This window comes from Streptomyces sp. NPDC097640 (assembly GCF_040302705.1).
In the GTDB taxonomy this organism is placed as follows: Bacteria; Actinomycetota; Actinomycetes; order Streptomycetales; family Streptomycetaceae; genus Streptomyces.
On record NZ_JBEOSB010000007.1, the window covers coordinates 125719 to 138861 of the forward strand.

General features: G+C 70.0%; 17 protein-coding genes. 8 read left to right on the forward strand and 9 right to left on the reverse strand.

Features of this window, described 5'->3' with window-relative positions:
* Window positions 1-5: 5 nt before the first annotated feature.
* On the reverse strand, window positions 6-542 hold the full coding sequence (locus ABTY62_RS12880; RefSeq protein ID WP_352129457.1) for a Uma2 family endonuclease: 537 nt from the start codon (window positions 540-542) through the stop codon (window positions 6-8).
* A 19-nt stretch (window positions 543-561) separates the two neighbouring features.
* On the reverse strand, window positions 562-966 hold the full coding sequence (locus ABTY62_RS12885; RefSeq protein WP_352129458.1) for an ArsR/SmtB family transcription factor: 405 nt from the start codon (window positions 964-966) through the stop codon (window positions 562-564).
* A 107-nt stretch (window positions 967-1073) separates the two neighbouring features.
* Between ABTY62_RS12885 and ABTY62_RS12890 the strand changes: the two genes are divergently transcribed.
* Window positions 1074-3050 carry a heavy metal translocating P-type ATPase gene (locus ABTY62_RS12890; protein ID WP_352129459.1) on the forward strand — a complete coding sequence of 659 codons (1977 nt, stop codon included), beginning with the start codon at window positions 1074-1076 and terminating at the stop codon, window positions 3048-3050.
* Between the two features lie 66 nt (window positions 3051-3116).
* Here the strand turns inward: ABTY62_RS12890 and ABTY62_RS12895 are convergent, their stop codons facing one another.
* Window positions 3117-3407, reverse strand: a complete 291-nt coding sequence (locus tag ABTY62_RS12895; RefSeq protein ID WP_352129460.1) for a hypothetical protein — start codon at window positions 3405-3407, stop codon at window positions 3117-3119.
* A gap of 30 nt (window positions 3408-3437) precedes the next feature.
* Between ABTY62_RS12895 and ABTY62_RS12900 the strand changes: the two genes are divergently transcribed.
* On the forward strand, window positions 3438-5486 hold the full coding sequence (locus tag ABTY62_RS12900) for a tetratricopeptide repeat protein (RefSeq protein WP_352129461.1): 2049 nt from the start codon (window positions 3438-3440) through the stop codon (window positions 5484-5486).
* Window positions 5487-5516: 30 nt separating this feature from the next.
* Here ABTY62_RS12900 and ABTY62_RS12905 read toward each other — a convergent pair whose 3' ends face one another.
* Both ABTY62_RS12905 and ABTY62_RS12910 read right to left on the reverse strand, forming a co-directional pair.
* Window positions 5517-5741 carry a DUF397 domain-containing protein gene (locus tag ABTY62_RS12905; protein WP_352129462.1) on the reverse strand — a complete coding sequence of 75 codons (225 nt, stop codon included), beginning with the start codon at window positions 5739-5741 and terminating at the stop codon, window positions 5517-5519.
* Window positions 5738-6565: a helix-turn-helix domain-containing protein gene (locus tag ABTY62_RS12910; protein ID WP_352129463.1), complete on the reverse strand. Its 828-nt coding sequence runs from the start codon at window positions 6563-6565 to the stop codon at window positions 5738-5740. The genes ABTY62_RS12905 and ABTY62_RS12910 overlap by 4 nt, the downstream gene beginning before the upstream one ends.
* 164 nt (window positions 6566-6729) lie before the next feature.
* Between ABTY62_RS12910 and ABTY62_RS12915 the strand changes: the two genes are divergently transcribed.
* From ABTY62_RS12915 to ABTY62_RS12940, 6 genes are all read left to right on the forward strand, one after another.
* Window positions 6730-6891 carry a hypothetical protein gene (locus ABTY62_RS12915; RefSeq protein WP_352129464.1) on the forward strand — a complete coding sequence of 54 codons (162 nt, stop codon included), beginning with the start codon at window positions 6730-6732 and terminating at the stop codon, window positions 6889-6891.
* Window positions 6888-7112 (forward strand): hypothetical protein, encoded by a 225-nt coding sequence (locus ABTY62_RS12920; RefSeq protein WP_352129465.1) that lies wholly within the window; start codon window positions 6888-6890, stop codon window positions 7110-7112. Before ABTY62_RS12915 ends, ABTY62_RS12920 begins: the two co-directional genes overlap by 4 nt.
* A 13-nt stretch (window positions 7113-7125) precedes the next feature.
* On the forward strand, window positions 7126-7965 hold the full coding sequence (locus ABTY62_RS12925; RefSeq protein WP_352129466.1) for a hypothetical protein: 840 nt from the start codon (window positions 7126-7128) through the stop codon (window positions 7963-7965).
* A gap of 133 nt (window positions 7966-8098) precedes the next feature.
* Window positions 8099-8965, forward strand: coding sequence for a UbiA family prenyltransferase (locus ABTY62_RS12930; RefSeq protein WP_352129467.1), 867 nt, complete (start codon window positions 8099-8101; stop codon window positions 8963-8965).
* Between the two features lie 193 nt (window positions 8966-9158).
* Window positions 9159-9713 (forward strand): GH25 family lysozyme, encoded by a 555-nt coding sequence (locus ABTY62_RS12935; protein WP_352129468.1) that lies wholly within the window; start codon window positions 9159-9161, stop codon window positions 9711-9713.
* A 64-nt stretch (window positions 9714-9777) separates the two neighbouring features.
* On the forward strand, window positions 9778-10086 hold the full coding sequence (locus ABTY62_RS12940; protein WP_352129469.1) for a hypothetical protein: 309 nt from the start codon (window positions 9778-9780) through the stop codon (window positions 10084-10086).
* Window positions 10087-10138: 52 nt separating this feature from the next.
* Here ABTY62_RS12940 and ABTY62_RS12945 read toward each other — a convergent pair whose 3' ends face one another.
* From ABTY62_RS12945 to ABTY62_RS12960, 4 genes are all read right to left on the reverse strand, one after another.
* Window positions 10139-10354 (reverse strand): EF-hand domain-containing protein, encoded by a 216-nt coding sequence (locus ABTY62_RS12945; protein ID WP_352129470.1) that lies wholly within the window; start codon window positions 10352-10354, stop codon window positions 10139-10141.
* A 78-nt stretch (window positions 10355-10432) separates the two neighbouring features.
* Window positions 10433-11050 carry an N-acetylmuramoyl-L-alanine amidase gene (locus tag ABTY62_RS12950; protein WP_352129471.1) on the reverse strand — a complete coding sequence of 206 codons (618 nt, stop codon included), beginning with the start codon at window positions 11048-11050 and terminating at the stop codon, window positions 10433-10435.
* A 437-nt stretch (window positions 11051-11487) separates the two neighbouring features.
* Window positions 11488-11991 (reverse strand): ATP-binding protein, encoded by a 504-nt coding sequence (locus ABTY62_RS12955; RefSeq protein ID WP_352129472.1) that lies wholly within the window; start codon window positions 11989-11991, stop codon window positions 11488-11490.
* A gap of 372 nt (window positions 11992-12363) precedes the next feature.
* The gene (locus ABTY62_RS12960; RefSeq protein WP_352129473.1) at window positions 12364-13131 is read right to left on the reverse strand and encodes an enoyl-CoA hydratase/isomerase family protein; all 768 of its coding nucleotides are present in this window, start codon (window positions 13129-13131) and stop codon (window positions 12364-12366) included.
* Window positions 13132-13143: the final 12 nt, after the last annotated feature.

The following is a 13143-nucleotide window of genomic DNA, read 5'->3' on the forward strand; positions in this document are numbered from 1 at the left end:
AGGCGCTAGATCTGGCCGAGGTCGATCTCCACCGGGAACGGAGCCGCGACCTTCACCACGCCGGTGAACACGTCCCCGTCCCGATAGGTCCTGGTCGCCGGGTCGAGGACGTAGGTGTACACCAGTGGAACGCCATTGGCGGCCTGCTCAACCCGCCAGTAGAAGGCGATTCCCGCCGTCGCGTACTGCTCCACCTTCACGATCCGGTCAGTGGTCTCCGACCCCGGGGACACGACCTCGACGACCAGCAGCACGTGCTCGGGGCGGGTGGGCGTGATGTCGATCGTTTCCGCGCGGTACACCACGACGTCCGGACGGCGATTGGTGAGCGGCACGTCCTGAAGCCGTACATCGAAGTCCGTATCGGCGTTCCAGTCAGGCCCCGCGGCGACCTCCAGGGCGTTCGCGAGGATCCGGGCCAGGCGGTTGTGCCGCTTGGACGCGCTGGGGCGTACGACGACCATCCCGTCCACGACCTCAATGCCCGCGCACTGCTCCTCGGACCAGGAGTCGTACAGATCGGGCGCGATCTGCTCGCGCATATGCGCCGCCCCGGCCCCGTCAGGCGCTCGCGTCGGGCGCCGCGTCACCCTCGGACTCCGCCGCACTCGCCGGGGTGTCGCTCATGCCGAGGCGCAGGTGCTCCACGTGGTAGAGGGCCTGGTCGAGGAGTTCGGCGACGTGGTTGTCGTACAGCGTGTACACCACGGAACGGCCCTTGCGGGTGCCGGTCACCAGGCCGAGGTTGCGCAGCAGGCGGAGTTGGTGGGAGCAGGCCGACTGCTCCATGCCCACCTCGGCGGCCAGCTCGGTCGCCGCGAGGGGACCCTCGCGCAGCCGGGCGAGGATCAGCAGGCGGGATGGGGTGGCCAGGGCCTGCAAGGTGGTGGCCACCTTGGCGGCGCCGGCCGCGTCCAGGCGCGCACGGGGGACGGTGCTGGCAGGGGATGCGGCTCCATGACCCATGGCGTCATCGTACGACTCCCCGAATGCATGAATCCTTGTTCATCTATTCCTGTTACGGTGGTGACGTCGGATGCGATTACTCCCGCCCGTGAAGGACCACTGCCGCGATGACGTCCACGCTCACCCGCCCCGCCCCCGGCGCCACCCGCGACGCGGTGGCACCCAAGCGCCGTACGCGGATCTTCGCCCTGCCCGAGGCCCGCTGGGCGGCCGCCGCGCTCGCCCTGTTCCTGATCGGGCTGCCGCTGTATCTGCTGGACGCGCCGGGGTGGGCGTGGGGCCCGCTGTTCGCGCTGGTCTACGTCACCGGCGGCTGGGAGCCCGGCTGGGCGGGCCTCCAGGCACTCAAGGACAAGACCCTCGACGTGGACCTGCTCATGGTCGTCGCCGCACTCGGCGCGGCGGCCATCGGCCAGGTACTGGACGGCGCCCTGCTGATCGTCATCTTCGCCACCTCCGGCGCGCTGGAGGCCATCGCCACCGCCCGCACCGCCGACTCCGTACGCGGCCTGCTCGACCTCGCCCCAGCCACCGCCACGCGCCTCGCCGACGACGGCGGGGAGGAGACCGTACCCACCGAGCAGTTGCGCGTGGGCGACACGCTTTTGGTGCGACCCGGGGAGCGCATCGGCGCCGACGGCCGGGTGCTGGACGGGGCGAGCGACGTCGACCAGGCCACCATCACCGGCGAGCCCCTGCCGGTGGCCAAAGAGACCGGCGACGAGGTGTTCGCCGGCACGCTCAACGGCACCGGCGCGCTCCGGGTCAAGGTCGAGCGCGACCCGTCGGACTCGGTGATCGCCCGCATCGTGGCCATGGTCGAGGAGGCCGCCGAAACCAAGGCCCCCACCCAGCTGTTCATCGAGAAGGTCGAGCAGCGCTACAGCCTCGGCATGGTCGCCGCCACGCTCGCGCTGTTCGCGCTCCCTCTTGTCTTCGGCGCCGCCCTGCAACCGACGTTGCTGCGGGCCATGACCTTCATGATCGTCGCGTCTCCCTGCGCGGTGGTGCTGGCCACCATGCCCCCGCTGCTGTCCGCCATCGCCAACGCCGGACGCCACGGCGTACTGGTCAAGTCCGCCGTGGTGATGGAGCGCCTCGGGCAGATCGACGCCGTTGCGCTGGACAAGACCGGCACCCTCACCGAGGGCACCCCGAAGGTCACGGACATCCGCCCGCTGCCCGCCTCCGGCCTCACCGAGGACGCGCTGCTACGGCTCGCGGCGGCGGCCGAGCACCCCAGCGAGCACCCCCTGGCCCGCGCCGTCGTGGACGCCGCCCGCGACCGTGAACTCGCCCTCCCGCCCGCCGAGGACTTCACCTCCGCGCCCGGTACGGGTGTGACCGCTCGTGTCGACGGCAAGACGGTCGCGGTCGGCAGCCCGGCCCGGCTCCTGGACGGCCGCGCCGACCACCCCGCCGCCGCGCTCGCCGAGCAGCTGGAGAGCGAGGGCCGCACCGCCGTCCTGGTACTGGTGGACGGCGCCCCGGTCGGCGTACTGGGCATCGCCGACCGCCTCCGCGACGAGGCCGCCGCCACGGTCACCGCCCTGGCCGCGCTCAGCGGTACGGCGCCGGTCCTGCTCACCGGCGACAACCCGCGCGCCGCCGCGCGTCTGGCCGACGAGGTCGGCATCGCGGACGTACGGGCGGGCCTGCTGCCGCAGGACAAGGTGGCGGCGGTGAAGGAACTGGAGACCGCCGGACGAAAGGTGCTGGTCGTCGGCGACGGCGTCAACGACGCCCCGGCCCTGGCCGCCGCCCACACCGGCATCGCCATGGGCCGCGCGGGCTCCGACCTCGCGCTGGAGACCGCCGACGCGGTGGTCGTACGCGACGAACTGGCCACGATTCCGACTGTGGTCGCGCTCTCCCGCCGCGCCCGCCGCCTGGTGGTACAGAACCTGGTCATCGCCGGGACCTTCATCACGGGCCTAGTCATCTGGGACCTGGCCGGGACCCTGCCCCTGCCGCTGGGTGTCGCGGGCCACGAGGGCTCCACGGTGATTGTCGGCCTCAACGGCCTGCGGCTGCTGGCCGATGGCGCATGGCGCCGCGCCCGGGGTTCGGTGGACGACGCGTAAGCGGCGAGACCGCCCCCGCGCGCTGTTGCGTGCCAGTATGGAAAGTCTCGACGGCGTGAGGGGGCGTCAGGTGAGCACGTGGAAGCGGTGGCTGCTGGCGGGGGTTGCGTCGCTGGCGGTGTTCGGATTGTTCGTGTGGCTGGGCGAGTTGGTGTTGCCCTGGGACCGGCCCGAGCGCATCGGGACGGGCGCGGGGGCGGGGGCTGTGGTGGCCGGGGTGCTGGTGGCGTGGGTGTCCTCGCTGTCCGGGTCCCCGGCTCCGCCGCCGCCCGCGCCGCCGTCGCCTGGGGCGGGGGCGGGTGGGCCTACGGCGTCCGGGGAGCGGTCGGTGGCCGTGGTGGACAACTCGGGTGCCATCGTGACGGGTGACGGAGGCACGGTTCAGCGGTGAGCGAGGAGATCGCGCCGTCCGCGTCTGGGGGCCGCTCGGCTGCGGCGGGGAGCAATTCCGGGGTGGTCGCGACCGGCGATCACAACCAAATCGAGTACCGGACGGTGGTCCTGCCTGCGGGCAGTGTGGGAGCCGCTGCCATACCGGATGACGCGGTAGCGCGCGTGAACAACCTGCCCACGCCGGACAGCGCGGTGTTCCGGGGCCGGGACGAGGCGCTAGCCGCGTTAGAGGCGTTACCGGCGGCTGGGGCGGGGGTGGTGGCGCAGAGTGTGCGGGGGCTGGGCGGGGTGGGCAAAAGCACGCTGGTGCTGCACCACGCCCGGCGGTTCCTGGCGTCGGGCGGTGGGCCTGTGTGGTGGGTTGATGCCGAATCCGCGCCCAAGGTGATGGCGGGGTTGGCCGGGCTGGCGACGGTGCTGAACCCGGTGCATGCGGACCTGCCGTTGGAGGAGGCGGCGCAGTGGGCGGTGGTCTGGCTGCAGGGCCGTAGCGGCTGGCTGCTGGTTCTGGACAACGCGGAGGATCCGGCCGACCTCGACCCGTATCTCGGGCGCCTGACGACCGGGCAGGTCGTGATCACCACACGCCGCGACCTGCCCTGGCGCGACCTGGGTACGCCACTTCGGCTGGACACACTCACCCCCGAGACGGCGGTGGATGTTCTGCGGGAGATCACCGACAGCGCGGACACGGAAGGGCTGGCCAGTCTGGCTGACGAACTCGGTTATCTGCCACTGGCGTTGCAGCAGGCCGGCGCGTATATGACCCAGACCCGCACCAGCCCCGGCGACTACCTCGCACGGCTCCAGCAGGACCCGGCCAGAGTCCTATCCGCCACCGCCCCGGGAGATCCCCAACAGCGCACCATCGCCCAACTGTGGAGCGTCACGCTGAGCGCCGTGGAGACCGCTTGCCCGCTCGCGGTGGACCTGCTGCGCAGCCTGGCGTACTGCGCCCCAGACCCACTGCCCCGTGCTGTGCTGGGCTTCACACCGGAGCTTCGACCTCGCGTCGACCACGCTCTGGGCCTGCTGGCCGCTTACAGCATGATCACCCTCACCGAGACCACCATCACCGTCCACCGCCTCGTCCAGACCGTCGTCCGCGCCACCACACCGCCCGCCACCCCGTCCGCCCGTCCCCAAGGCATCCGCCGACTGCTGTCCCGCCGCAGTGCACCCGCGTCGCCCCACCCCAGCTCCCTCACCCTGGCATTCCTGAGCGCGGCGATGCTGCCCGGCAGCCGCCAGGAGGTCCGAACCCGGCCTTTGCTGCAGGACCTCCTGCCACATATCCAAGCCGTAGTCAGCCACCCTGAGATCAACGACGGCGATCCCGGCCTCGTATTTGTGCTGGCACAGATGGCCTCCTACCTGCGGGCACATGGCCAGGCCGCACAAGCGCTGCCGCTGGCGGAACGGGCACTGGCCATCACCGAGACAGCTCTCGGCCCCAACCGCCCAGCCACCGCCCTCCACCTGAACAACCTCGCCGGCATACTCGGCAACCTGGGCCGACCCGCCGATGCCCTCCCATTAGCAGAGCAGGCACTAGCCATGGCCGAGGCAACCCTCGGCCCCGACCACCCCGACACCGCCACCTGCCTGAAAAACCTCGCCAGCACACTCAGCAACCTGGGGCGACCAGCCGAACCACTGGAAGAACGGGCACTAGGCATGGCCGAGGCAACCCTCGGCCCCGACCACCCCGACACCGCCACCTGCCTGAGTAACCTCGCCAGCACACTCAGCAACCTGGGGCGACCAGCCGAAGCCCTACCACTGGGGGAACGGGCACTGGCCATCACCGAAGCAGCCCTCGGACCCAACCACCCCGACACCGCCCTCCACCTGAACAACCTCGGCAGCACACTCAGCGACCTCGGACGCCATGCCGACGCACTACCACTGGCACAACGGGCATTGGCCATCACCGAAGCCGCCCTCGGCCCCGACCACCCAGGCACCGCAGCCTACTTGAACAACCTCGCGATCCTGCGATGCCGTCTCGCGGACGACGGCGATGACGACGCCTCGGCCTGAGCGGTGCGGCAGGGCCGCGAGTGCCGTGTCTCAAGCGGTGGGGAATGCCCCGGTCCGCAGAGCTGCCGTGAACGAACCCCACGCGGAAGCCGAGAAGACCAGGGCTGGACCCGCCGGGTGCTTGCTGTCCCGGACGGGGACGACACCGGCGGTGGTGGCTATGTCGGGAGCGAACTCAACGCACTGGCCTCCGTTGCCATTGCTGTAGCTGGACTTGACCCATTTGGCGCGGGACAGGTCGAGGGCGGTCCTCATCGGGTGTACTCCTCCATCACTCTGCGGATCACGGCCAGCGACTCATCCGGGTTCAGGGCAGCAGCCCGTAGCCGGTCGTACGTAGCAGTCGCGGGTTCCACTTCTTCCGGTGCATCGATCACCTGACCTGCGATCGCCGTGTCTGTGTAGACGATGTTCGGCCCTTCGTCGAACGCCAGAAGAGTGAAGCTGTCGCCTGCTGGGGGTGCCCCCACCTCGAACGGTAGTACCTGAAGGGTGATGTGTGGGGACTCGGCTTCGGTCAGCAGGTGGGCCAACTGTTCGCTCATGACCTCGGGCCCGCCCACGACTGTGCGTAGACATGCCTCGTTCAGGACGCACCACAGCAGCGGAGGAGCCTCCTTCTCCATCACCTCCCGCCTCCGCAACCGCCCATCAACCAACACATCGATCTTGGCCGCAGACTCTCGTGGTTGGACAGCCTGGAAGACGGCACGCGCATAGTCAGCCGTCTGAAAGATGCCCATGACGAGAGACGCGGAGTAGTCCAGGATTCCTGTTGCCTGCCGCTCCAACTGCACGTACGGCACGAACCACGCCGGATAGCCGTGCAGGCTGGCCCACTCCCGGAGCCGCGCAAACGTGCCCGGCGTACCGAAGACCTCGTCGCAAACCTTGGCGAACGACCGGCTGGCCAGCCTCTCCCCCGCCTCCACCTTCGCCACGTACTGCTGCCCGTAGTTGGCTCGCTCGCCCAGCTCCCGCTGGCTCATCCCCGCCCGCGCCCGCCAGGCCCGTACCTCCTTGCCGAAAAAAGCGGGTCCGCTGACCTGCTCCTGCTCCTCGCTCGTTGCCTCACTCATCGCATGGATCTCCCCTCACCCCAGGCCGACTTGGTGTGCCGCCACCCCTGTTGCCTGCCGCCCCTCAGCGCAACGCTTGGAGTACACACAGTAATTAAAGCCCGCAAGGCATATCCAAGTCAGAAAGATCCACCCAAACTAGCTAACACCGAACAGGCGACCGAATGAACGACCAATGCCCCCAGTGCCGTCACTACCGCGCGCTGCGCGAGCAGGCCAAGCAAGCCGGGGACTACAGCAAGGCGACCGACTACGAGGTGCTGCGCCGACGCCACCCCACCCACGCCGTCTACGTGCCCCGGCAGTCCGGAGGGCGACGCGCATGAACACCGGAAGGACTGCCCCCGGCCTCGGCCAGGAGGCGTACGACCCGATCAGCGACCGCACAGGAGTGGTCCAGGCGATTCACCCCACCACCGAGCTGCTCTTCGACCACAAAATGACGGGCAGCCGCGTCGCCTTCCTGCGCCCCGCCCGGGGCGGCGTCGAGTGGACGGCGGATGCCGCCACCCTCCGATTCCCTCCGGAAGCCAAACCGCGCCCGTGAAACCCTGTACCGCGTGACGGACACGACTCCCTACGACAACGACCGCAACGAGCTCTCCCGGTCCGCCCTGGCGCGCCTGGTAGTGAGTGACCGCGCCGTCGCCCTGGCCCAGACGGCCGGGACGCTCGCGGTGACCCGGTACGACGCGTACACCGGCCCGGGAGGGCGCGCCAGTGAGGCGCTGAGCCTGACCCGGATCGCGGATCGGCTGCTGGCCTACGCCGTCGTGTACGAGCGTGAGCGCGGGAGCAGTTGGGAGGAGATAGCCCAGTACCTGGACTTGGACGCCGTCACGGCGGAGGAGCGCTTCGCGCCCGAGATCGAGCGGTGGAACACGGCGTTCGCCGTGCCGTACCGCTTGGACGAGACCGGGCGCAAGCGCATCCCCAACCTGCCGACGGCGGCATACGACCCCCAAAGCGCCTGCCGACGGCTCGACCTGTGGGCGCACGTGCACCTCACCATCAGTGACAAACACGCCGTGAGTGACGGTCTGCGTCCGAGTTCCCTAAACGACAAGCCCTCCGCCTCGACGGCGCACGACATCGACGGGTGGATCTGCCGGCGGAACTTCTCCCCATTCATGGATTCGTTGTCCCGGTACGTCGGCACGGACTGGGAGCCGACCGACTGGGACGCAGTGGCGCTCAGCCTCGAAGGGACCGACGACAGCGCCCCGGACAACGGCTGGTACGTGCACCCGCTGGCCGGAGCTTGGCAGTCGGTCGAGGTCCGGCTGGCGAACGCCGCCGCGGCGACCGACATGGTGTCCGTCGTCGTCGCGGGTGCCGAGGCCTCCGAGCTGCGCTTGCGGATCGACACCCTGCTGTCCGCCTTCGCCATCGAGCACTGAGCGAGGCCGGATCGAGGCCCGATCCGCCGGATCGCGTCGACGAGTGTCTGTTCGAGGCACTGGTCGAACTACTAGATTTTTCCCCATGCCACCAGCCTCACAGTCACCACCAGCTATCCTCCGCGCTCGGAGGGTGGTCTGGCTGTGTCTTCGCGAGGCCCGCCCCATCGTGCTGGTGGTCTTCCTCGCGCGCTTCGCCGTCGGGGCCCTCGGGGCCGGGTCCGGTGACCGCTTAGGCCAGTTACCTTGGGGCCGGATCGCCCTCGGCGCCCTCGCCTGGTTCTGTGTGACCGCCTCCGCCTATCTGCTCAACGGGGTCATGGACCTCCCGGAGGACCGGGCCAACGGCTCGCGGCGACCACTGGCCTCCGGCGCGCTGCCGGCCCGCGCCGCCCGCTGGGCGATCGCCGCAGCGACCGCGGCCGCTCTTCTTCTCAGCCTCAGTGACCTGGGGCTTTTTCTATGCGTGGGCACGGGCCTGTTCCTCGGCTGGGCCTATTCCGCGCCTCCGCTCAGCGCCAAGCGGCGCAGCTGGTCCTCCTCCGTCACCGTGATCGTCATGGGCCTGTGCACCTACGGCGCCGGGGCGCAGGCCGCGGGCGGTGAGCCGCGACCGGGCTTCTGGCTGTACGCCGTCGTGATGTCGGCCTGGATGGGCCTGGTCGGCGCGATCGCGAAGGATCTGGGCGACATCCCCGGGGACCGGGAGGGCGGCCGCCGCACGCTCGCGGTGGTGCGCGGCGAGAAAGCGGCGCGTACGGTCACGGCGGTCTGCGCGCCGGCGGTGGCCCTGGCGTTCGTCGCGGGCGCCCTCGTATACGACCCGCCGCTGCTGGCCGCGGCCGTGGTGCTGGCGTGCGGTGCCGGCTGGATCTCCTGGTTGTGTCAGCATCCCGCCACCAGACAAGAACGCGCTCCCTACCGGGCCTTCATGGTCTCCCAGTACGTGACCCATCTGGTGATCGCGGCCGTGCTTCTGATCAGCCTTCTGACCGGCTGAAATGAGCGGCTATAGCAGACCGGCGAGGTGCGCGCCCGTGCATCGGGCAAACCTCCCGCTCCGGTTGAGCCGCGCCTGACGCCTCGTTAGCCTGCCCAGTCTGCGGTGCACACCGCCCCTCACCGGGCATGACAAGGACACAGACTCTTCCCCAGCCTCCCCCCACACTCCGTCTCTCCTCAAGGCAGGCAGCATGCTGCGCGGCATCGACGTCAGTTCGCATCAGAGCACATTCGACACGGACGGACTCGCCTTCGTCTTCGTCAAGGCGACTGAGGGCCGTTCGTACATCAACCCACACCAGTCCGCACAGGCGGCCCGCGCCCGCTCGGCGGGGTGCGTGGTCGGCTTCTACCACTTCCTGTGGCCCGGCAACATCGCGGCTCAGGCCGCCTATTTCGTGGAGAAGTGCGCCTCCCAGTCGCACGATCTGCTCGCCGTGGACTGGGAGACCACCTCCGAGGGCACCCACGCGAGCAACGCCGAGAAGGACCGGTTCATAAGGGAGGTCAAGAAGCTCCGCCCGGGCCACCGGGTGCTGCTCTACTGCAACCGCACCTACTGGCTGAACATCGACACCACGTCGTACGCCGGGGACGGGCTGTGGATCGCCGACTACGTGACGGCGGGCGAGCCGCGCATCAAGGCGACGTGGCGGATCCACCAGTACGCCGAGCACCCGGTGGACAAGAACGTGGCGCGCTTCGGCAGCAAGGCCGACCTGGTCGCCTGGGCCCGGAAGGAATAGCAAGAAGGAATCGGGGGTCCGTGCGCCCCGGGGCGCTGTCGGTGGCGGCGCCTACCCTTCCGGTATGAGCTACGCAGACCTGCGCGAACTCCGCAGCGCGCTGACCACCGCGTCGGACATCGCCTTCGCCCTGGACGCCGCGCCCTCCGGGCAGGAGGCCGAGCAGCTCGCCGACGCGCTGCGCCGGGCTCTCGCGGCCGCCGGGGCGCTGGGGGCGGCGCATGGTGCCACGGGCTGCCCGGAGCATCCGCGCGGCGCGGTCGACCCGCTGTACGGGGACAAGGACGACCCGCTGCCGCCGGGATACGGCCGCTGTCTGCTGTGCAACGACCGCCGGCGGCGGGCGAGCGCACAGCGGCGCGGCTGGCGGTGATCCGCCGGCCGCGCCGCACGCACCGCGGTCCCCGGACGCCGGGGCGCCGGGTTCAGTCCTTGTTCTGGGCCGCCCAGAACTCCTCGAAGGAGAGCAGTCCGTCGCCGTTCGAGTCGTGGGAGTTGATCACGGCCTGGGCGACCGGCTCCGTGACGTACGGGTCCCCCAGCTGAGCCATCACGCTCTTGTACTCGGCCGCGCTGATCAGTCCGTCCCCGTTGAGGTCGTACCGCTCGAACGCTTTCCGCGCCGCCTCGATGTCCGCCACGTGATCCGCCCCTTCTGCGCGCTTGTCTGACCCGCACAGATTAGCGGGCCGGGGGCCCTGAGCCCGCGCGGCCGCTGCTCAGGCCGACTTCACCAGGTCGATGTAACGGTCCCAGTCCCAGTACTGGCCGGGGTCGGTGTGGGTGGCGCTCGGCACCTCGTCGTGGCCGATGATGTGGGCCCGGGTCTTGGGCACGCCGTAGCGGTCGCAGACGGCCGCGGTCAGGGCCGCGGAGGAGGCGTACATCTCGTCCGTGAAGTACTCCGGCTTGTCGACCCAGCCCTCGTGCTCGATGCCGATGCTGCGGTTGTTGTAATCCCGGTTCCCCGCGTGCCAGGCGACGTCCTTCTCGCGCACGAACTGGCCGATGTAGCCGTCGGCCGAGGCGACCATGTAGTGCGCGGAAACCTGCTTGGCCGGGTTCTGGAAGATCTTCATCGCGTCCTGGAACGTCTCCTGCGTCACATGGATGACGACGAAGTCGATCGGATACGCGGTGGGGCGGCTGGAGACCCGGTAGTTGGAGGTGCTGGCCGGGATCCAGTGGGTGGGTGGGTAGGCGACGGCCGCGCGATCGCGTCTGGCCTCGGCGTGTGCGGGGGTCGTGGCGGCGGTGAGCCCCGCCGCGGCGGCGCCGAGGTAGGCGCCGGAGCGCAGCAGGGTACGGCGTGACGGGGTGCGGCCGTGCGTTTCCATGGGGGGTCTCCCGGGATCCATAGCCGTGACAGTGGGGGTGTGACGCGCGTAGCGCCGTTCCATGGTGGGGTGTCGACAGGGCCATGCCAAGGATTGCGAGGCAAAGAAAGAATTCGTGTCACGGTATGGACCTCTGAAAATCCGCCTTACGCAAAGACAACGCAAAGGAAATGCCTCACGACTGCCCACCATTACCAAGGCGGGTGTCATACCTCACCTTGGATTGAGTTGGTCGCGGCATCGGGCCTCTGCGATAGTGAAACGGGCGACCCCCATCGACCCGGGCCAGGTCGTTCACCCCTCTGCCACGGATGACACCCCTTTCCATCCGTGGCGCACACGAAAGAGGCCCCGCGTCGTCGCGAACCGACGGCAGGGGCCTCTTCGTCATACGGCGGGCATACGGCAGGCATCCGGCGGGCGCCCCGCCGGGACGGTCAGGGCTCGGTCACCCGCATCTCGAACCAGGTCGTCTTGCCGCGCGGCAGCAGATCCGCCCCCCACCGCTGAGAGAGCAGATCCACCAGCATCAGCCCCCGCCCGCTCGTATCGAGCTCGGCCACCGGCATCAGACAGGGCAGCCCGCGCGACGGATCGCGGACCTCCACCCTGATCCAGCCGCGCCGCCGCAGCATCCGCAGCCCGAAGGTGCGGGCTCCGGTGTGCCGCACGGCATTGCCCACCAGTTCGGATACCAGCAGCACGGTGTATTCGGCCAGCTGATGGGTCAGGCCCCAGTCACGCAGGACGACGTATTCGGCCAGCCGGCGGGCGGTGCCCGCCGATTCCGGACGGGAGGGCAGCCGCACCTCGTCGACCGCGGGATTTCCGAACAGGTCGACCGCCTTGGCGGCCGATTCGTCATCGACGGACGGCGCGCGCCGAGCCGCGGCCGTACTGATGCGCCGCTGCGGCTGCTCCATACCCTCCAAGCCCGCCATGCCCCCCATCATGGCCGCCCGACAGGCCCTTGGGGGCGGAACCGTGGGATTCCGAACACCCGAGCCCTAGGCTCCACAAACCCGGTCCAACATATGCCAGCGGCCGCGAGATGGCCCAAATACCCCACCTGACCAGCGATATCACGCCGCGTATGCGCGATCACCCAGCGTACCGGACCGGGTTGTCCAAGGGTCCGCGAGTGGCCAAACAAATTCGCTCGCACGGGGCATCCGCCGGGCCCGAACCCGCGCGGAAACCCGGCCCGGAACACGCGCGGAAACCCCCGCACAGACCCGGGCGGAAACCCTCGCACAAACCCCGGCGCAAACCCGGTCGGAAACCCGGGCGGCGGCCGCCGCCCGGGCCGCCGCTCACCGGAATTTGGCCTTCCCCGGCCCTTCCTCCACAAAGCTCCGCATCCCGATCTCGCGGTCCTCGGTGGCGAACAGCCCCGCGAACCAGCTGCGTTCGATGGCGAGACCCGTCTCCAGGTCGGTCTCCAGACCCGCGTCCACCGCCTCCTTGGCCGCGCGCAGCGCGATCGCCGGACCCCGCGCCAGCCGGGCCGCCCAGGCGTGCGCCTGCTCGTAGACCTCCTCCGGCGGCACGACGCGATCCACAAGACCGAGCGTCAGCGCCTCGTCGGCCTTGACCTGACGGCCCGTGAAGATGAGGTCCTTGGCGCGGGACGGGCCGATCAGCCGGGCCAGCCGCTGGGTGCCGCCCGCGCCCGGGATCAGGCCGAGCAGGATCTCCGGCTGGCCGAGCTTGGCGTCCTCGCCGGCGATCCGGTAGTCGGCGCACAGCGCCAGCTCGCAGCCGCCGCCGAGGGCGTAGCCGGTGACGGCGGCGACGACGGGCTTGGGGATCCGGGCGACGGCGGTGAAGGAGTCCTGGAGGGCGCGGGACCGGGCCACCATCCCGGCGTGGTCCATGTCCCGCATCTCCTTGATGTCCGCGCCGGCCGCAAACACCTTCTCGCCGCCCCAGATCACCACGGCCCGTACGTCGTCGCGGCCGGTCACCTCCTCGGCGAGCTCCCGCAACCGGTCCTGTGTGGCGATGTCCAGCGCGTTCATGGGCGGGCGGTCCAGCCGGATGGTGCCGACGCCCTCGGCGACCTCGAGGTTCACAGTCATGGCCGCAGGTTA